Origin of the sequence: Gottfriedia sp. S16(2024) (genome assembly GCF_050473765.1) — a bacterium.
Classification (GTDB): Bacteria; Bacillota; Bacilli; order Bacillales; family Bacillaceae_G; genus Gottfriedia.
The window spans coordinates 1,245,705-1,264,165 of the sequence record NZ_JBFLUO010000001.1 but is presented as its reverse complement, the minus strand read 5'-3'; the positions used below and the strand labels follow the sequence as shown (position 1 = coordinate 1,264,165).

Here is an 18,461-nt window from a genome sequence, read left to right as displayed (position 1 = left end):
TCTAACTTACATATTAAAGTTTATTCACTTTTGCACAACAAATTAGTATCAAATATGTTTTTAAGTTTAAATTTTTCTTCTATTAAAGATTCCAATTGAGATGATTCCAATTAGTAAAACAATATAAATTAATGGTTGAATGATAAAACTTGCGATTAATATAATAATTGGTACCGCTTTAGAAAACTGTTTTAAATAACTAAAATAAAAGATCGATGCATAACCTTGAACAAGCAGTAAAATTTGAAGTACATATGTTAAGTTAATTACTGCTGTACTAAGGAAACTACTTTGTTTCAAATTGAAGAACGAAAAAATCATTACAATTAAAAAGAACCACATGAATCCTACTGGGAGTCTAAACTCTCTAAATGGTTTAAATTTCGGTGTTTTATAACCTAATCTTTTTATTAATGGAAAAGTTACTAGTTGTGTTATAAAAGCAACGAAAAAACTACCCATTAACATTATAGAAGGAATTAATGTAGGGATTAATTTAATAGCACTTGAAAGCTCATCTAGTTTCTTTTCATTAGTGCCTGTACCTAAACTGGCACTAAGTTCCTTACTTTTTTCTACTCCTTCCAACATCATGTCAATACCATGTTTAACAAGGTCAGTATGAGAAACTGCTTTGAATAGTATATACGTAAGAACCATATGTATTAAATAAATAAAAGTACTTGTAAGTAAGATTTCTCCTTTACTTCGCTCATTTTTTAATAGATACCCAATTACTATACCAACTGTTGAGTACATTAAAGTAATGGGAAGTAAATTAAAAGAGGCAATAGGAATTGTTAAGCCAAGCGCCAAACAACAAAGTAAAAGTGATTCCTTAATCGAATATTTAATACTAATAATAATAAACGGCAGTGGCATAAGGAATGCCAAAATTAATGAGAGAAATGGTACATATAAAAATACTAATAGCAATACCGAGTAAATTGCTAGAAGCACTGCACCCTCAACTATAAATCGAGTCGATTTCAAAATAAAGCTCCTTTCAACTACCCCTACTTAATTCGCGATAAGCATACTATTACTTATTTTACCATAAAACTTATTTTTTCATAAATACAAAAAAAGTACAGCACGAGAATGCTGTACTTTTTATTACTTAGCTTATTCAGCCACGTATGGTAATAAAGCCATTTGACGAGAGCGTTTGATTGCAATCGTTAATTTACGTTGGTATTTCGCAGAAGTACCAGTTACACGACGAGGTAAAATTTTACCACGCTCAGAAACGAAACGTTTTAATAACTCAGTATCTTTGAAGTCGATTGTAGTGATGCCGTTTGAAGTAAAGTAACAAACTTTACGACGTTTAGCACGTCCACCTTTGCGTCCACCCATTGCCATTGTTATTTCCCTCCTCTACTTAAAATTAGTTTTTTAGTAATGTTAACCGTTCAACATTACACTGTTTTTATTATTAGAAAGGAAGATCGTCATCAGTAATATCAATCGTTTTGCTTGTCCCACCAAATGGATCATCATTAAAGCTAGGCTTTTGAGATGGTGCTTCGAAAGGATTTCCAGCGTTAAAACCTTGATTTTGTTGATTCATACCGAATGAACCACCTTGGTTACCTGATGCATTTCTTGGTTCTAAGAATTGAACAGAGTCAGCTACAACTTCAGTTACATATACTCTCTTACCATCTTGACCATCAAAACTTCTAGTTTGAATGCGACCCTCAACGCCAGCTAAGCTTCCTTTTTTCAAGAAGTTTGCTACGTTTTCAGCAGGCTTTCTCCAGATAACGCAGTTAATAAAATCCGCTTCTCTTTCACCTTGCTGATTTGAGTAGGTACGATTCACCGCTAGAGTAAATGTTGCTACGGCAACCCCACTTGGTGTATAACGTAAGTCCGGATCCTTTGTTAAGCGACCTACAAGTACAACACGATTGATCATCTGATTCCTACCTCCCTAAAGCATTTAAAAAATATTATTTTTCTTCTTCACGAATAACGATGTGGCGGATGATATCTTCGCTGATTTTCGCTAAACGATCGAATTCTTGTACTGCTTCTGGCTTAGCAGAAACGTTTACAAGCATGTAGTGTCCATCACGGAAATCGTTAATTTCATAAGCTAAACGACGTTTACCCCACTCTTTAACGTTTGTGATTTCAGCACCTTGTTCAGTTAAAACGCCGTTGAAACGCTCAACTAATGCTTTTTGTGCTTCGTCTTCCATGTTTGGACGAACGATGTACATGATTTCGTATTTATTCATCACAATGTCACCTCCTTTTGGTCTAACGGCCCAATTAAGGGCAAGGAGCAATTTAATTAATCACTCACGAGTTAAAATTATAGCATAGTTTTTTTAAGATAGCAAATCTATAATTCAGTTGCTATTTTATTAAACATTAAATCGGAAATGCATTACATCTCCATCTTGTACGATGTACTCTTTACCTTCAAGACGCACTTTTCCTGCTTCTTTTGATGCTGTCATGTTACCATAAGTCGCTAAATCTTCAAAAGAAACTGTTTCTGCGCGGATAAAGCCACGTTCGAAGTCGCTATGAATTACGCCAGCACATTGTGGAGCTTTCATACCTTTTTTAAATGTCCAAGCTCTTACTTCTTGTACACCTGCAGTGAAATAAGTTGCTAATCCTAATAAAGAATAAGCTGCACGAATTAATTGATCTAAACCTGATTCTTCAATTCCAAGTTCTTGAAGGAATGTACGTTTCTCTTCATCATCTAGCTCAGCAATTTCTTCTTCAATTTTTGCACTAATCACAATTACTTGAGAACCTTCTTTAGCTGCAAATTCTCTTACTTTTTCAACGTATTCGTTAGATGAAGCATCTGCGATTTCATCCTCGCCAACATTAGTGATATAAAGCATTGGCTTAGTCGTTAATAAGTGTAAACCTTTTACTACTTTCATTTGCTCTTCCGTAAACTCTACTGAACGAGCTGGCTTGTCATTTTCAAATGCTTCTCTTAATTTCACTAAAATTTCATGTTCATAAGATGCATCTTTATCTTTTTGCTTCGCTAATTTAGCTACACGATCAATACGTTTTTCAACTGATTCTAAGTCTGCAAGAATTAGTTCTAAGTTAATTGTTTCAATATCTGCAATTGGATCTACTTTTCCAGATACATGAGTAATATTATCATCTACAAAGCAACGTACTACTTGGCAAATTGCGTCCACTTCACGAATATGAGATAAAAACTTATTTCCTAAACCTTCACCTTTACTTGCACCTTTAACGATCCCAGCGATATCAGTAAATTCAAAAGTTGTTGGAACAGTTTTTTTAGGTTGAACTAATTCAGTTAATTTTACTAAACGGTAATCTGGTACTTCTACCACACCTACGTTTGGATCAATTGTACAAAACGGATAGTTTGCTGATTCAGCGCCCGCTTGTGTAATTGCATTAAATAATGTTGACTTTCCTACGTTTGGTAATCCTACGATTCCTGCTGTTAATGGCATATTTTCCACTCCTATACGAACTTAGTTAATCTTTCACAATTATATTGATTTCAAAAAAAAATAACAAGAAAATCTGAATATTAATTCTAAACATACGAAAGGTATCTAATACGAGCGATCCTTCAAATTGCTCTACTAGATACCCATTGATTTAAAAATCGTCCTACTCTTCAGATCGAACTAAAACCTTTTTTAATTTTCGTGTGAACTCTCTGCGCGGTATTAATACGCTATGCTCACACCCCTCACATTTTAATCGAATGTCCATACCCATTCGAATAATTTTCCATCTGTTCACTCCACAAGGATGAGGTTTTTTCATTTCTACTATATCATTTAGGCTAAATTCTTTTTCTTCCATGTAAAAACTTCACTTCCTTAAAATAGTAGCATACAAACTATACATTCGCATTTTCATTTTTAGTTTCTGGTTGTTTATATAATACCATTTTTGGATACGAAATTTCTATGTTATTTCTTTCAAGTACTTCCTTAATTTCTTTTCGAATTGCTCTAGAAATTTTAAACTGTGTCATTGCTCTAACTTCTGAAGATATTCTCAATGTTACTTCAGAAGGACCCAAGTTTTGTATCCCAAGAAACTCTGGAGGTTTTATCATTTCTTCATATCTAGCTGGCATAGTTTCTAGATGTTTTTCAATTACATTTTGTGCATGTTCAATATCGCCCTCATATGAAATACTAACATCTACCATTGCCACAGCATTATGTAATGAAAAATTGGTTACTTCAGTAATCATTCCATTTTGGATGATATGAAGCTCACCAGTTCCACTTCTAATTTTAGTTGTTTTTAAACCGATTGATAATACTGTTCCTTCAAAAGTTTGAACTCTAATATAATCACCAACTGAAAATTGATCTTCAAACAAAATAAAAAATCCAGAAATGATATCTTTTACTAAACTTTGTGCCCCAAAACCAATTGCTACGCCACCTATTCCTGCTCCAACTAAAAGTCCTTTTATTTCCACGCCAAATATCGGGAGAATCGTCAAAGCAGCAATAAAGAATATTACATATGCGAGTACATTTTCCATCAATTTAATAAGTGTTACTGATCTTCTTTCTGATACTTGTAACGGTCCTCTAGCATTAACTTTTAAGAGATTACGGATTAACTTTCTTCCGAGTTTTACAGCCAATACTGAAACGATAATAATTAGCGCTATTTTTATTGTTGAATTTAAAATTGTGTCCCATTGTTCTGGAGTTAGCATGCTTTTTTTTACTAATTTCTCAGCATTTTCTATTTTATCTGCTGCATTATTCATACTGTATTTTTCCCCCTATCTATTTTCAAATGACTTTTAACGTAATACTAAACGAATTATCACCTTAAAACTACAAATATGAACAAATGTAATAATGATTTAATTTAATAACGAAGATTGCTTGACAAAAGTATAAATTGTTTAAATTTTGCATAAACTAATACTACTCTCTTAAATGAAAAGTAGGCGATATTATGCAATTTTCAGCAAATCCTTTGCGTAACCTATTCAAAGATGATTATTCTGTATTTCTAGATGACGAAAACGCTATTAACAGATTTGCAGATCGTTTATGTAAGTCGCTTCCAAGTGTTCACACTAAAGAAATTGTATTTGTATGTATTGGAACTGACCGTTCCACGGGAGACTCTTTAGGTCCTTTAGTTGGAACCATGTTAGGAGAATTAAACTTAAGTAGATTTCATTATTATGGTACTCTTGATGAGCCAATTCATGCGTTAAATCTTTCAGAACAACTTGAAAAAATTAAAGGCAGATATAACAATCCATTTATCATTGCTGTAGATGCATGTTTAGGCAGAGTAAAAAGCATTGGTAGCGTGCGCTTATCCAATGGCCCATTAAAACCTGGTGCTGCAATGAAAAAAGAATTACCTTTAGTAGGTGAAATTAACTTAACTGGTGTTGTAAATGTTAGTGGATTCATGGAGTTCTACGTTTTACAAAATACTAGATTAAGCCTTGTAATGAAAATGGCTAAGTTTATTGCGAATTCAATTAAAGAAACTGAAAAAAAATTTACCTGCCAATTAGATTTTTAACATAATAGTTTCCTAACTTTCAATTGTAAAATGGTTAGATAAAAAACAAAAAGGGAGTATTAACTGCATTGGAAGACAACACATTTAATATTCCCTATGAGTAACTCATTTTATAATTGAAAGAATTCTTTCCAAATCCTCTTTGTTAAAGAATTGGATTTCTATTTTCCCTTTATCTTTAGCCGATTTAATTTTAACTGACGTTCCGAATTTTTCTTGTAAAAGATCCTCATATTCACTAAAAAATATGTTTTTAGTAGGATTTTTCTTTGATGTTTCACGTGAAACATTTTCATTCAGATCATTGACTAACGATTCAACCTCACGAACACTTAAGTTTTTTTCAATTACTTTTAGTGCGGTACCCTCAATTAATCCTTTTCGTTTTAGTCCTAAAAGTGCTCTTCCGTGTCCCATTGAGAGCGTGCCTTCTTCGACCATTTTTTGAACAGAATTAGGTAAAGTTAAAATTCTTAAATAGTTAGCAATATGTGGACGACTTTTTCCAAGTTTCTTTGCCAGTTGTTCTTGCGTTAAGTGTAATTGTTCAATTAAAGTTTGATATGCTTCAGCTTCTTCAAGAGGATTTAAATCATCTCGCTGTAAATTTTCTAATACAGCTAACTCCATCATTTGCTCTTCACTCAGGTCTCTAACAATAACTGGAACTGTATTTAAACCTGCATTCCTTGCAGCGCGATAGCGTCTCTCTCCAGCAACGATTTGGAAACCTTTTATGCTTTTTCTTGCAATGATTGGTTGAAGAATCCCATGTTCAATCACTGATTGAGTTAATTCTAACATTGCAGTCTCATCAAATACTTTGCGAGGTTGGTATGGATTAGGTCTAAGTTCTTTAAGATCAATTTCCTGGACTAACTCTTCTTGCTGATTAATATCTTGAAAAAACGCTCCAATGCCTTTTCCTAACCCTTTAGCCATTATCAATCACTTCCTTTGCTAGATCGAGATATACTTCTGCACCTCTTGACTTTGGATCATATGTAATGATCGGTTTACCATGACTTGGTGCTTCACTTAAGCGTACATTTCTTGGAATAATTGATTTATAGACACGATCTTGAAAATATTTTTTTACTTCTTCTATAACTTGAAGCCCTAAATTTGTACGAGCATCTAGCATCGTTAACAATACGCCTTCAATTGCTAAATTTTTATTTAAATGTTTTTGTACTAAGCGTACAGTACTTAATAGCTGACTTAAACCTTCAAGTGCGTAATACTCACACTGAACTGGAATAATAATTGAATCAGAAGCAGTTAGTGAGTTTAAAGTTAATAAACCTAATGATGGAGGACAATCTATTAAAATATAATCATAGTTACCTTTTACTGTATCTAAAGCGCGCTTTAATCGTACTTCTCTAGAAATAGTAGGTACTAATTCAATTTCTGCTCCAGCAAGTTGAATTGTTGCTGGAATAATATCGAAATTTGGAATAGCAGTGTTTAAAATGACATTTTTCGCCTCAACATCATCAACTAATACATTGTAAACACACTGATTTACATCAGCTTTTTCAATTCCAATACCACTAGTTGCATTACCTTGAGGATCTATATCGACTAGTAATACTTTTTTTCCTAAATGAGCTAAACAAGCACTTAAATTAACCGATGTTGTAGTCTTACCAACACCACCTTTTTGATTAGCTATAGAGATTACTTTAACCACTATGTAATCTACTCCTTCCACAACAAACAATTCTTATTTTCTATTTTACCATGAATAGATTCATCGTTGTGTCTAGATTTAAAAATGAATAAAAAAATTCACCACTGTAAAGAGGTGAATTTAATGTTTATTTCTTTGGTATTTTAATTGTTATTTGGTAATAGTCATCATGTTCTTCTTCTTGACTATCAATATTCATGCCTGTTTTAGTAACCATTTGTAAAGATTCGCGGATCGTATTCATCGCAATACGTATATCTTTACTAATAGCCTTAAATTTACGTTTAGCCTTTGGTTTTTTCTCAGTTAGTAATGTTACTACTCGCTCTTCTGTTTGTTTAACATTCAATTGCTTTTCAATTATTTCATGAAGAAGAGTAATTTGTAGTTGAGGTAACTTTAATGGAATTAGTGCTCGTGCATGACGTTCTGTAATCGACTTATCCAATAATGCTTGTTGTATTTCCCCAGGGAGTTTCAACAACCTCAATTTATTTGCAACAGTCGATTGACCTTTACCTAATCGCTGAGCTAGTGCCTCTTGAGTTAAGTTATGTAAATCAATTAATTTTTGGTAAGCTACGGCTTCTTCAAAAGGAGATAGTTCTTCACGTTGTAAATTTTCAATCAGAGCGACGGAGGCAGTCTCTGTATCATTAAACGTTTTCACAATTGCAGGAATTGTATCCCAACCTAAAGATGAAACAGCCCTGAATCTTCTTTCCCCGGCAATTATTTCATAAAAGTTTGGTCTAATCTCCCTAACAACAATTGGTTGAATAATACCATGAGTTCGAATCGTTAGCGCTAGTTCTTTAATTTTTTCATCATCAAAGAATGTTCTAGGCTGATACTGATTCGGTACAATGTCCGATACTGGAATTTGGCGAATAACTTCATTACTCGAAACCGAATCTTGAACATCATCACTAATTTCTTTTTCTGATAAGCCAAATAACCTAGATAATGTGCTTTTCAATGTGATTCCCACCCTTTTAGAATTTCGTTCACAATAGAATAAACATAACAAATGTTTCACGTGAAACATTTGTTAGTTTATCATATTAAATCTCTAATGGTTCTTTACCAGGAGTACCCGGTTTACGAGGGTACTTAGTTGGCGTTTTACGTTTCTTTTCTACTATAACAATATTTCGATCACTGTCTTCACTTGGGAGAGTAAAGTGATTAATTGATTTAACTTCTCCACCAAGAGTTTTTATAGCATAATTTGCTTTTTCTAACTCTTCTTGACCAGCAGCACCTTTAAGTGCAACAAAGTGGCCATTTTGTTTAACAAGTGGTAAGCATAATTCAGTTAACACAGACATTCTAGCAACTGCTCTAGCAGTTACAACATCAAAAGATTCTCTCATACCAGTTCTTTTAGCAAAAGTTTCTGCTCGATCATGAATAAATGATACATTCTCTAGTTGTAATTCCTTCGCTAAATGATTTAAAAATGTAATCCTTTTTTGAAGGGAGTCTACGATCGTTAATTTAATAGATGGGAAACATATTTTAATTGGGATAGAGGGGAAGCCCGCTCCTGCACCAATGTCACATAAAGTAATTTCACCAGCGAAGTCGAAATAAAAGGCAGCGCTAATTGAATCATAAAAATGCTTTAAATATACTTCGTCTTCTTCTGTAATAGCAGTTAAGTTCATTTTATTATTCCACTCAACTAATGTGTGGAAATATATATCAAATTGTTTTAATTGAAAAGCTGACAAATGGATTCCTTTATCTTTAAGAGCAGCGATAAATTGTTCTTTATTCACTAGTAATACCCCTATCTATTATTAGTTCGATATTCTTGCAATTTTTCCTTGTTCTAAATAAACAAGTAGAATTGAAATATCTGCTGGATTAACACCAGATATACGAGAAGCTTGACCTACTGATAGAGGGCGCACTTGCTCAAGCTTTTGTCTTGCCTCAGTAGCAAGGCCGTGAATAGCTTGATAATCGATATTTTCAGGGATTCTCTTTAAATCCATTCTTTTCATGCGTTCTACTTGATTTAATGATTTTTCAATATAACCTTCATACTTAATTTGTATTTCAACTTGCTCTTTAACATCTGAATGCAAGTCTTTTTCAGATGGAGTAAGAAGATGGATATGTTCATAAAGCATTTCAGGGCGGCGTAAAAGATCTGCTGCACGAATGCCATCTTTCAGCTCGCTACCACCATTTTGTACAATTAATTCCTGTACTTCTTTTGTCGGTCTTAATTGAGTTGCTTTTAAACGCTCTATTTCTTCTTCAATTAACATTTTCTTTTGTTCAAACTCTGCATATCTTTCATCATTTATTAAACCAAGTCTTTGACCAATTTTAGTTAAACGTAAATCGGCATTATCGTGGCGTAATAATAATCGATATTCTGCTCTAGAGGTAAGAAGACGGTACGGTTCATTTGTCCCTTTAGTTACCAGGTCATCAATTAAAACACCAATGTAAGCTTCAGAGCGATCTAAAATTAACTCTTCTTTATCTAAAGAACGACATGCAGCATTAATTCCTGCGATTAAACCTTGACCCGCTGCTTCTTCATAACCAGAAGTTCCGTTAATTTGACCAGCAGTATACAGATTCTTAATTTGTTTAAGTTCTAAAGTTGGCCATAATTGAGTAGGTACAATCGCGTCATATTCAATTGCATATCCAGTTCTCATCATTTGAACATTTTCAAGACCTGCAATTGAACGCAGCATTTTTTCCTGTACATCTTCAGGTAAACTAGTTGATAATCCTTGTACATAAACTTCTTGAGTATTTCTTCCTTCAGGCTCTAAGAAAATTTGATGTCTCGGTTTATCATTAAATCGGACAACTTTATCCTCAATAGAAGGACAATAGCGTGGCCCAGTACCTTTAATCATACCAGAGTACATAGGCGAACGGTGTAAGTTATCGTCGATGATTTGATGTGTAGTTTCACTTGTATAAGTTAACCAACAAGGAATTTGTTCTGTTTCAACTGGTTCCGTTTCGAATGAAAATGCACGAGGTACATCATCGCCAGGTTGTATTTCTGTTTTTGAATAATCAATACTATGACTATTTACACGAGGAGGCGTACCTGTTTTAAAACGAACAAGTTCTATACCTAATTCCTCTAAGTGCTCAGAAAGCTTAATTGCTGGTTGTTGGTTATTAGGACCACTTGAGTATTTTAATTCTCCTACAATAATTTCTCCACGTAAGAAAGTACCCGTTGTAATGACAACTGTCTTTGAACGATAAATTGCACCTGTTTGTGTAATTACACCTGTACATTGCCCATCTTCTACAATTAATCTTTCTACTAAACCTTGTTTTAGAGTTAGATTCTCTGTATTTTCAATGGTTTTCTTTAATTCGTGTTGATACGCAAATTTATCCGCTTGAGCACGCAATGCGCGTACTGCAGGACCTTTACCCGTATTTAACATTCTCATTTGAATATGTGTTTTATCGATATTTCGACCCATTTCACCGCCAAGTGCATCAATTTCACGTACAACAATCCCCTTGGCAGGACCACCTACAGATGGGTTACAAGGCATAAATGCTACCATATCGAGATTTATTGTTAGCATTAACGTTTTTGCACCCATTCGAGCAGATGACAAACCGGCTTCACATCCAGCATGACCAGCTCCAATAACGATTACATCATAATTGCCTGCTTCAAAACTCATCTTTTCTCCTCCTAACCATTTTATTTTCCTAAACAGAATTGAGAAAATAGCTGGTTGATTAAACTTTCCTGAACTGTATCTCCAATGATTTCACCTAACAATTCCCACGCTCTTGTTAAGTCAATCTGTACTAAGTCAATCGGCATACCATTTTTCATTGCCTCAATTGCATCATTAATTGTCTGTTCTGATTGTTTTAATAGCGCAATATGTCTAGCATTAGATAAATAGGTTAAATCTTGTGCCTCAATTTGTCCTTCAAAATATAAGTTGGCAATTGCTTTTTCTAAATCATCTATTCCTTTTTCTTCTTTTAAGGAAGTCGTAACAATTGTAGCATTACCAACTAACGCTTTTACTTCATCCATATCAAGATTTTGTGGCAAATCTGTTTTGTTAATGATCACAATTACATCTTTACCGCTCATTTCACCAAATAATTTTCGGTCTTCTTCACTTAATTGCTCATTATTATTTAAAACAAATAAAACTAAGTCAGCCAAATTCAATACTTTTTTAGATCTTTCAACACCAATTGCTTCTACAACATCCTTAGTTTCCCGAATACCGGCTGTATCAATTAGTCGTAATGGTACACCCTTTACATTTACGTATTCTTCAATAACGTCACGAGTTGTACCTGGAATATCAGTAACAATTGCTTTGCTCTCCTGAACAAGCGTGTTTAAAAGAGATGATTTTCCGACATTTGGTCTACCTATAATCACAGTAGATAGTCCTTCACGTAAAATCTTACCTTGTTTTGATGTTTCTAGTAGTTTTTGTATTTCAACTCGAACTGTTCTTGCTTTTTCAATTAAAACAGTATTGGTCATTTCTTCAACATCATCATATTCAGGGTAATCAATATTTACTTCAATATGAGCCAAAATCTCAAGTAATGTTTGTCTTAAGCTATTAACCAGCTTAGACAATCGACCTTCTACTTGATTCATTGCGATAGCCATTGCTCTGTCAGTCTTTGAACGAATTAAATCCATTACTGCTTCGGCCTGCGACAGGTCGATTCGTCCATTAAGAAATGCTCTTTTCGTAAATTCACCAGGCTCCGCTAATCTAGCACCTTGCGATAGTACTAATTCAAGTACTTTGTTTACCGAAAAAATTCCACCATGACAATTTATTTCGACAACATCTTCACGTGTAAATGTTTTTGGTGCTCTTAAGATTGAGACCATAACTTCCTCAACAGTATTCCCGGAACTTGGATCAACTAAATGTCCATAATGAATTGTGTGTGAATCTACTATATTTAAATCTTTTTCTTTAAATAATTTATTCGCTATTTGAACAGCTTCATCGCCACTTAAACGAACGATGGCAATTGCACCCTCACCTTTTGGTGTCGATATCGCTGTAATTGTATCGAATTCCATCAAAAAATCACCTCGGAGCATGTTAAACAAAAGTTAACATGTTACTTCTAAATCTATAGCATAGCATAAAATTGAATGTTTTTATATTATAACCGTACGAAAGTACAAGTAAACTTATATGACTTGAATGAAGAACATTAAAAAACCAATTAAGGATTAACCCTTAATTGGTTTCTTTAAATCTATAACTAATTGACGATGCGGATCTTGGCCTACAGACTTCGTAGAGATATTTGGCATATCCGTCAGTATATGATGTATAATTTTTCTTTCGAAAGAAGGCATTGGCTCTAAAGAGATCGCTTTTCTTGTTTTTAAAACTGTTTGAGCAGTCTTTTTTGCAAGAATCTCTAGTGACTCCTTACGTTTTAATCGATAACTCTCAGCGTCAACGACAACATGAATCAATTGTTTTGAATGACGATTTACAAATGTTTGAACTAAGAATTGAAGAGCATTTAAAGTATTACCTCTTTTTCCAATAATAAGAGCAACCTTGTCACCCCTTACTGTAAATAAGAAGGTTTGTTCTTTAGTACCTTGCAATTCGAAACTTACATCTGCAGTTTCATCAAGACTTTTAACAATATTTAAAAGGTAGTCGTATGCTTTTTCGATTAAAGTCTTCTTTTTAACAACTAATACTTTAGCAGGTTTAGCACCAAATCCTAAAAATCCTTTTTTACCGTCTTCGATTACTGTAATGTCTACGTCTTCTTCTGTTGAACTAAGTTGCTGAAGTGCTATTTGAACTGCTTGTTCGATTGTTTGACCAGTAGCAGTTACTTCTCTCACTTACTAGCCCCTCCTACATTTTTATTTTTTACGGTAGTATTACCTCTATTAACAAATAATGTTTGAAGAATCATAAATGTATTACCAACTACCCAATATAAAGCTAAAGCAGAAGGAAGTCTAACAGCAAATACTAAAATCATGATTGGCATAACATAAAGCATGATTTTCATTTGTTGAGCAGCAGGTCCTGTCATTGAACCAGTACTCATTGACACCTTTTGTTGAATGAAAGTTGTAATACCAGCGATGATTGGTAAAGCATAAATTGGATCCGGGTGGCCTAATTGGAACCATAGGAAGTCATGTGCTTTAATTTCCATTGTTCTCATAATTGCATGATAGAAAGCAATTAAGATTGGCATTTGAATAAAAATTGGTAAACAACCAGATAGTGGATTTACACCATGTTGTTGGTACAACTTCATTGTTTCTTCATTTAATTTTTGGACTGTTTTTTGATCCTTAGAAGAATATTTTTCTTTAAGTTTGGCCATTTCAGGCTGGATTGATTGCATCGCTTTTGTACTTTTAATTTGTTTAATCATTAATGGTAGTAATGCTAAACGGATTAAAAGTGTTACGACGATAATCGACATCCCATAACTTCCACCAAAAATTTTAGATACAGCCGTGATTAACCATGATAGTGGATAAACGAAATACTCATTCCAAATCCCCGTACTTTCAGATGTAATCGGTTGGTTTGTTTGCGAACACCCAGCTAACACGACTACTAATAAAAGAACTGTAACTAGCAATTGGTACTTCTTAGTCTTCAAACTAGTTCCTCCTTTAAGAAGTTACATTTAAATATGTAATTACTTAATTTGATTTTTATCTAATTTATGTTTTGAATCATGTATTTTAAGCGCTTCCGCCCTTTTCAACACATGAATTAAACTTTTTTTAAATTCATTGAAGGGTAGTTCAGTACAGGGCTTTCTTGCGATTACAACATAATCCATATTCACACGAAGATCATCACTTAATTCAGTAAGAGCTTGTCTTATATACCGCTTAATATGATTTCTCATTACAGCATTACCTAACTTCTTGCTAACAGATAATCCTATACGAAATTGCTTTTGATCTTCCTTTTTTAATGTATAGATTACAAATTGCCGATTCGCAGTTGACGATCCCTCTTGAAAAACGCGACTAAAATCTGCATTCTTTTTTATTCTGTTTTTCTTGTTCATGTTCCACTGACACCTCAAATGATTCCTTCAATTATCATAACAACTTTTTTATAAAAAATGAGGCCTTTTTTACTTACAAATTGTGACATAAAAGCAAAAAAGGCCTTCTTATTAGTGAAAAAGACCACTGTTGACAGTGGCCTACGCAGATAATACTTTTCTTCCTTTACGACGACGAGCTGCTAGAACTTTACGTCCATTTGCAGTGCTCATACGGCTACGGAAACCATGTACTTTGCTGCGTTTACGTTTGTTTGGTTGAAATGTTCTTTTCATTATATGACACCTCCCTGAGGAATTACTGTAATAGACAGTCCTATAAATTATAAAGAATAACTACTATTAATGTCAATGTAAGATGTTAAATCATAAAGAATAATTATTTCCAATTTATGAAGAGTGGCTAATCCAGTGAGTTTTAGTAAGAAAAAAATAATAAATAGTTACTTATTTAATAAAAGAAATGTGATTTACTCCTATCATTTCCCTCCAAAAAATTTATAAACGAGTAATCCGAGCAAAAGATGTGGTGTCGAAAGATTTTTTGGAACGGAACTTTAAGTGAATAAAAAAATCTATAAAAAAGTAGTGCTTCCCCTTTTCTTAAAATTGTTAAGTGCTCTGTGGATAATATTTTTCTACACATTTTTTACCCACAATGGTTACTGACAACTTTTACACAAGTTCTTTTTCTGTGGACAATTTTTTTAAACAAGTGGATTAGCATGTGGATAACATTAACTACTCATTGAAATAGCTTAAGATTTTTGATATTATTAATTTGTTTTCCACTTTGGACAACTTGTTTTTTATTTTTATTTGTCCACAGATGTTAATAACTTGTGGACAGGTTTTACACTTGTACTATTTTAAAGTTATCCACATGGGTGAATACTGTCAAATAAAGTGGTTTTTTGCAGTTTTATAAAATAACGCATATTCAAAGACATGAATAAAAATAAATACTTAATTTATGTGCTTGTACAAAAGTTGAACAGGCTTTGTAAGGAGGGATTACCGCTTGGAGAATATAGGGGATCTGTGGTCCAGGGTTCTAGCAGAAATAGAAAAAAAAATAAGTAAACCAAGCTTTGAAACATGGCTAAAATCAACAAAGGCATTTTCTTTAAAGAATGATACTTTAACAATTATTGCGCCAAATGAATTCGCCCGTGATTGGCTTGAGTCAAAGTATTCATCTTTAATAATGGATACAGTTTTAGAAATAACTGGAGCGGAATTAGAAATCAAATTTATCCTTCCTCAAAATCATGTAGAAGAAATAGAGATGAATATACCGGCAGTTAAAGCAAAAGTAAAATTTGAGGAACCAGTAGAGTTCAACCAAAGTATGTTAAACCCTAAATATACTTTTGATACTTTCGTAATTGGTTCAGGTAACCGTTTTGCCCATGCGGCATCATTAGCGGTTGCTGAGGCACCTGCAAAAGCCTATAACCCATTATTTATATATGGGGGCGTTGGGTTAGGAAAAACCCACTTAATGCACGCAATTGGACACTATGTACTTGAGCATAATCCAAATGCCAAAGTCGTTTATTTATCATCAGAAAAATTTACAAATGAGTTCATTAATTCAATTCGTGATAATAAAGCAATTGAATTTAGAAATAAGTATCGTAATGTAGACGTGCTACTTATAGATGATATTCAGTTCTTAGCTGGAAAAGAACAAACACAGGAAGAATTTTTCCATACGTTTAATACACTTCATGAAGAAAGTAAACAAATCATTATTTCAAGTGACCGACCACCTAAAGAAATTCCTACATTAGAAGATCGACTTCGTTCACGATTTGAATGGGGCCTTATTACAGATATTACACCACCAGATTTAGAAACTAGGATAGCGATCTTACGTAAAAAGGCTAAGGCTGAGGGGTTAGATATTCCAAATGAGGTAATGTTATATATAGCAAATCAAATTGATACAAACATCCGTGAGTTAGAAGGAGCACTTATTCGTGTAGTCGCTTATTCATCGTTAATTAACAAAGATATAAACGCTAGTGTGGCCGCTGAAGCCTTAAAGAATTTAATCACTGCGACGAAGCCTAAAACAGTATCAATACACGATATTCAACGAACAGTTGGAGAATTTTTTAGTATTAAATTAGAGGATTTTAAAGCAAAGAAACGTACAAAATCCGTAGCCTTCCCAAGACAGATTGCAATGTATCTTTCGAGAGAGCTTACAGACCATTCTTTACCTAAAATAGGAGAAGAGTTTGGAGGCCGAGATCATACAACTGTTATTCATGCGCATGAAAAAATCTCAAAATTAATTGAAACTGACACACAGTTGCAATCTCAAGTTAAAGAAATCAATGAAAAATTAAATCAGTAGAGTTATTTACCTGTGCATAACTTTCTATCTTTTTTACACAGTCTATCCACATGTTGATAGACTTATTTTTCTTTACTAAAATATAGTTATCCACAAATTCACAGGCCCTACTACTATTACTATATTATTTTATAAATTATATAAGGAGTACAAACAATGAAATTTACGGTACAAAAAGATCATCTTGTTAAAGCTGTACAAGAAGTTATGAGAGCTGTTTCATCAAGAACAACTATTCCAATCTTAACTGGAATTAAATTAGTCGTTACAACTGAAGGATTAACTTTCACAGGTAGTGATTCAGATATATCTATAGAATCTTATTTACCAATAGTTTTAGATGATCAACAACTAGTTGATGTAAAACAAACTGGAAGCATTGTATTAAATGCTCGATATTTTAGTGATATTGTAAAAAAATTACCTTCAGATTTTGTCGAATTAGAATCTGATAATAATTATGTAACAACAATAAGAGCGGGAAAAACTGAATTTAGCTTAAATGGTTTTGATTCTGAGGAATATCCACTACTTCCTCAAATTGAAGAACATGAAACAATTTCGATCTCTGCAGATTTATTAAAGTTTATGATTCGTCAAACAGTATTTGCAGTATCAACTTCAGAGACTAGACCAATTTTAACCGGTGTAAACTGGAAGATTGAAAATGGTGATCTAACGTGTATAGCGACAGATAGTCACCGACTAGCTTTAAGACAAGCTAAAATTGACGGAAGTTCTACAACAAGTGAATTTAAAGCTAGCGTAGTAATTCCTGGGAAAAGTCTAAATGAATTAAGTAAAATTCTAGATGACAATGATGAAAAAGTAGAGATCGTCTTAACAGAACATCAAGCTTTATTTAAGACTAAACATCTATTGTTCTTTACTCGATTACTAGAAGGGAATTATCCTGATACATCAAAGTTAATTCCAAGTGAAAGTAAAACGGAACTAACTGTAATGACAAAAGAATTCCTACAAGCAATTGATCGTGCTTCTTTATTAGCGAGAGAAGGTAGAAATAATGTTGTCCACTTAGAAACAGTTGGTAACTCATTAGTCAATGTTTCTTCTTATTCTCCTGAAATCGGTAAAGTAGTAGATGAAATTGTTTGTGAGGATATTAAAGGTGAAGAGTTAAAAATCTCTTTCAGTGCAAAATATGTTATGGATGCATTAAAAGCAATAGAAAGCCCAGAAATTTATATTCAATTCACAGGGGCTATGAGACCATTTTTAATTCGTACTGTAAATGATTCAAGAACATTGCAATTAATTTTACCAGTTCGCACATACTAGTTAGTAAATTCTATCGAAAGGGGCTGACCTAATAGAATGTACTAGCAATCTCCAACGAGCAGAATGAATAAAGAATTTATTCTACAACTTGTTTGGGGAGTGCATAGTACATTGAGGTCAGTCTTTTTTTACTTAATAGACAAAATAAGGGTTAAGTGTTTTTTTTCTTACAGAAGTTTAGTACAATTAAGGAATGGATAAATGAGGGTGATAAAAGATGAAAACAGAAAAAGTTAAAATAAATACAGATTATATTACATTAGGTCAATTTTTAAAGCTTGCGGGTGTAATTGATACAGGTGGAATGGCTAAATGGTTTTTATCAGAGCATGAAATCTTTGTAAACAATGAACCTGAGAATAGAAGAGGAAAAAAATTAGTTTTAAATGATACAATTTCTATAACTGGAAAAGGTTCGTATATTATAACTTCATAAGTTTTGGGGGAATCCCA

21 protein-coding genes are annotated in these 18,461 nt (G+C 33.3%); 4 read left to right on the top strand and 17 right to left on the bottom strand.

Annotation, left to right across the window (positions count from 1 at the left end):
* Positions 1–66 precede the first annotated feature (66 nt).
* The 7 genes from AB1282_RS06050 to AB1282_RS06020 all read right to left on the bottom strand — a co-directional run bounded on the left by AB1282_RS06050 (position 67) and on the right by AB1282_RS06020 (position 4,774).
* Positions 67–993, bottom strand: a complete 927-nt coding sequence (locus AB1282_RS06050; RefSeq protein ID WP_429898698.1) for a YybS family protein — start codon at positions 991–993, stop codon at positions 67–69.
* A gap of 132 nt (positions 994–1,125) precedes the next feature.
* A complete protein-coding gene (gene rpsR / locus AB1282_RS06045; protein WP_056467298.1) occupies positions 1,126–1,359 on the bottom strand; it encodes a 30S ribosomal protein S18 in 234 nt (77 codons plus the stop codon).
* A 79-nt stretch (positions 1,360–1,438) separates the two neighbouring features.
* Entirely contained in the window at positions 1,439–1,924 is a 486-nt protein-coding gene (gene ssb / locus AB1282_RS06040; RefSeq protein WP_025568959.1) for a single-stranded DNA-binding protein, read from the bottom strand.
* 34 nt (positions 1,925–1,958) lie between these two features.
* Complete coding sequence (gene rpsF, locus AB1282_RS06035; protein WP_025568958.1) at positions 1,959–2,249, bottom strand: 30S ribosomal protein S6; 291 nt, start codon at positions 2,247–2,249, stop codon at positions 1,959–1,961.
* A gap of 129 nt (positions 2,250–2,378) precedes the next feature.
* On the bottom strand, positions 2,379–3,479 hold the full coding sequence (ychF, locus tag AB1282_RS06030) for a redox-regulated ATPase YchF (protein WP_056467170.1): 1,101 nt from the start codon (positions 3,477–3,479) through the stop codon (positions 2,379–2,381).
* 163 nt (positions 3,480–3,642) lie between these two features.
* Positions 3,643–3,840, bottom strand: a complete 198-nt coding sequence (locus AB1282_RS06025) for a DUF951 domain-containing protein (RefSeq protein WP_056467168.1) — start codon at positions 3,838–3,840, stop codon at positions 3,643–3,645.
* Between the two features lie 37 nt (positions 3,841–3,877).
* On the bottom strand, positions 3,878–4,774 hold the full coding sequence (locus AB1282_RS06020) for a mechanosensitive ion channel family protein (protein WP_056467165.1): 897 nt from the start codon (positions 4,772–4,774) through the stop codon (positions 3,878–3,880).
* Positions 4,775–4,968: 194 nt separating this feature from the next.
* Here AB1282_RS06020 and yyaC point away from each other — a divergent pair, with 194 nt between their 5' ends.
* Complete coding sequence (gene yyaC / locus AB1282_RS06015; RefSeq protein WP_056467162.1) at positions 4,969–5,556, top strand: spore protease YyaC; 588 nt, start codon at positions 4,969–4,971, stop codon at positions 5,554–5,556.
* Positions 5,557–5,661: 105 nt separating this feature from the next.
* Here yyaC and AB1282_RS06010 read toward each other — a convergent pair whose 3' ends face one another.
* The 10 genes from AB1282_RS06010 to rpmH all read right to left on the bottom strand — a co-directional run bounded on the left by AB1282_RS06010 (position 5,662) and on the right by rpmH (position 14,614).
* A complete protein-coding gene (locus AB1282_RS06010) occupies positions 5,662–6,498 on the bottom strand; it encodes a ParB/RepB/Spo0J family partition protein (RefSeq protein ID WP_056467159.1) in 837 nt (278 codons plus the stop codon).
* A complete protein-coding gene (locus AB1282_RS06005; protein ID WP_025568951.1) occupies positions 6,491–7,252 on the bottom strand; it encodes a ParA family protein in 762 nt (253 codons plus the stop codon). Before AB1282_RS06005 ends, AB1282_RS06010 begins: the two co-directional genes overlap by 8 nt.
* Positions 7,253–7,379: 127 nt before the next feature.
* Complete coding sequence (gene noc, locus AB1282_RS06000; RefSeq protein ID WP_390310834.1) at positions 7,380–8,186, bottom strand: nucleoid occlusion protein; 807 nt, start codon at positions 8,184–8,186, stop codon at positions 7,380–7,382.
* A 130-nt stretch (positions 8,187–8,316) separates the two neighbouring features.
* Positions 8,317–9,036 (bottom strand): 16S rRNA (guanine(527)-N(7))-methyltransferase RsmG, encoded by a 720-nt coding sequence (gene rsmG, locus AB1282_RS05995; protein WP_429898697.1) that lies wholly within the window; start codon positions 9,034–9,036, stop codon positions 8,317–8,319.
* A 21-nt stretch (positions 9,037–9,057) separates the two neighbouring features.
* On the bottom strand, positions 9,058–10,944 hold the full coding sequence (mnmG, locus tag AB1282_RS05990; RefSeq protein ID WP_056467151.1) for a tRNA uridine-5-carboxymethylaminomethyl(34) synthesis enzyme MnmG: 1,887 nt from the start codon (positions 10,942–10,944) through the stop codon (positions 9,058–9,060).
* A gap of 20 nt (positions 10,945–10,964) precedes the next feature.
* Positions 10,965–12,341 (bottom strand): tRNA uridine-5-carboxymethylaminomethyl(34) synthesis GTPase MnmE, encoded by a 1,377-nt coding sequence (mnmE, locus tag AB1282_RS05985; protein ID WP_056467149.1) that lies wholly within the window; start codon positions 12,339–12,341, stop codon positions 10,965–10,967.
* A 156-nt stretch (positions 12,342–12,497) separates the two neighbouring features.
* A complete protein-coding gene (gene jag / locus AB1282_RS05980) occupies positions 12,498–13,136 on the bottom strand; it encodes an RNA-binding cell elongation regulator Jag/EloR (RefSeq protein WP_429898696.1) in 639 nt (212 codons plus the stop codon).
* Complete coding sequence (gene spoIIIJ, locus AB1282_RS05975) at positions 13,133–13,918, bottom strand: YidC family membrane integrase SpoIIIJ (RefSeq protein ID WP_056467143.1); 786 nt, start codon at positions 13,916–13,918, stop codon at positions 13,133–13,135. Before spoIIIJ ends, jag begins: the two co-directional genes overlap by 4 nt.
* Positions 13,919–13,957: 39 nt before the next feature.
* Positions 13,958–14,338 (bottom strand): ribonuclease P protein component, encoded by a 381-nt coding sequence (gene rnpA / locus AB1282_RS05970; RefSeq protein WP_056467140.1) that lies wholly within the window; start codon positions 14,336–14,338, stop codon positions 13,958–13,960.
* A gap of 141 nt (positions 14,339–14,479) precedes the next feature.
* Positions 14,480–14,614 carry a 50S ribosomal protein L34 gene (gene rpmH / locus AB1282_RS05965; RefSeq protein ID WP_056467137.1) on the bottom strand — a complete coding sequence of 45 codons (135 nt, stop codon included), beginning with the start codon at positions 14,612–14,614 and terminating at the stop codon, positions 14,480–14,482.
* Positions 14,615–15,359: 745 nt separating this feature from the next.
* Here rpmH and dnaA point away from each other — a divergent pair.
* The 3 genes from dnaA (at position 15,360) to yaaA (ending at position 18,444) form a co-directional block, all read left to right on the top strand.
* Complete coding sequence (gene dnaA, locus AB1282_RS05960; protein WP_056467135.1) at positions 15,360–16,706, top strand: chromosomal replication initiator protein DnaA; 1,347 nt, start codon at positions 15,360–15,362, stop codon at positions 16,704–16,706.
* Positions 16,707–16,862: 156 nt separating this feature from the next.
* Positions 16,863–18,008 carry a DNA polymerase III subunit beta gene (dnaN, locus tag AB1282_RS05955; protein ID WP_056467133.1) on the top strand — a complete coding sequence of 382 codons (1,146 nt, stop codon included), beginning with the start codon at positions 16,863–16,865 and terminating at the stop codon, positions 18,006–18,008.
* Between the two features lie 217 nt (positions 18,009–18,225).
* Entirely contained in the window at positions 18,226–18,444 is a 219-nt protein-coding gene (gene yaaA, locus AB1282_RS05950; protein ID WP_098429557.1) for a S4 domain-containing protein YaaA, read from the top strand.
* Positions 18,445–18,461: the final 17 nt, after the last annotated feature.

Bases quoted from the DNA above. Each gene is read 5' to 3' on its own strand.
- yyaC (WP_056467162.1), top strand. From the start codon at position 4,969: ATGCAATTTTCAGCAAATCCTTTGCGTAACCTATTCAAAGATGATTAT.
- mnmE (WP_056467149.1), bottom strand. From the start codon at position 12,341: ATGGAATTCGATACAATTACAGCGATATCGACACCAAAAGGTGAGGGT.
- ychF (WP_056467170.1), bottom strand. From the start codon at position 3,479: ATGCCATTAACAGCAGGAATCGTAGGATTACCAAACGTAGGAAAGTCA.
- rpsR (WP_056467298.1), bottom strand. From the start codon at position 1,359: ATGGGTGGACGCAAAGGTGGACGTGCTAAACGTCGTAAAGTTTGTTAC.
- rpsF (WP_025568958.1), bottom strand. From the start codon at position 2,249: ATGAATAAATACGAAATCATGTACATCGTTCGTCCAAACATGGAAGAC.
- yaaA (WP_098429557.1), top strand. From the start codon at position 18,226: ATGAAAACAGAAAAAGTTAAAATAAATACAGATTATATTACATTAGGT.
- AB1282_RS06025 (WP_056467168.1), bottom strand. From the start codon at position 3,840: ATGGAAGAAAAAGAATTTAGCCTAAATGATATAGTAGAAATGAAAAAA.
- ssb (WP_025568959.1), bottom strand. From the start codon at position 1,924: ATGATCAATCGTGTTGTACTTGTAGGTCGCTTAACAAAGGATCCGGAC.
- rnpA (WP_056467140.1), bottom strand. From the start codon at position 14,338: ATGAACAAGAAAAACAGAATAAAAAAGAATGCAGATTTTAGTCGCGTT.
- rpmH (WP_056467137.1), bottom strand. From the start codon at position 14,614: ATGAAAAGAACATTTCAACCAAACAAACGTAAACGCAGCAAAGTACAT.
- AB1282_RS06010 (WP_056467159.1), bottom strand. From the start codon at position 6,498: ATGGCTAAAGGGTTAGGAAAAGGCATTGGAGCGTTTTTTCAAGATATT.
- AB1282_RS06020 (WP_056467165.1), bottom strand. From the start codon at position 4,774: ATGAATAATGCAGCAGATAAAATAGAAAATGCTGAGAAATTAGTAAAA.
- mnmG (WP_056467151.1), bottom strand. From the start codon at position 10,944: ATGAGTTTTGAAGCAGGCAATTATGATGTAATCGTTATTGGAGCTGGT.
- dnaN (WP_056467133.1), top strand. From the start codon at position 16,863: ATGAAATTTACGGTACAAAAAGATCATCTTGTTAAAGCTGTACAAGAA.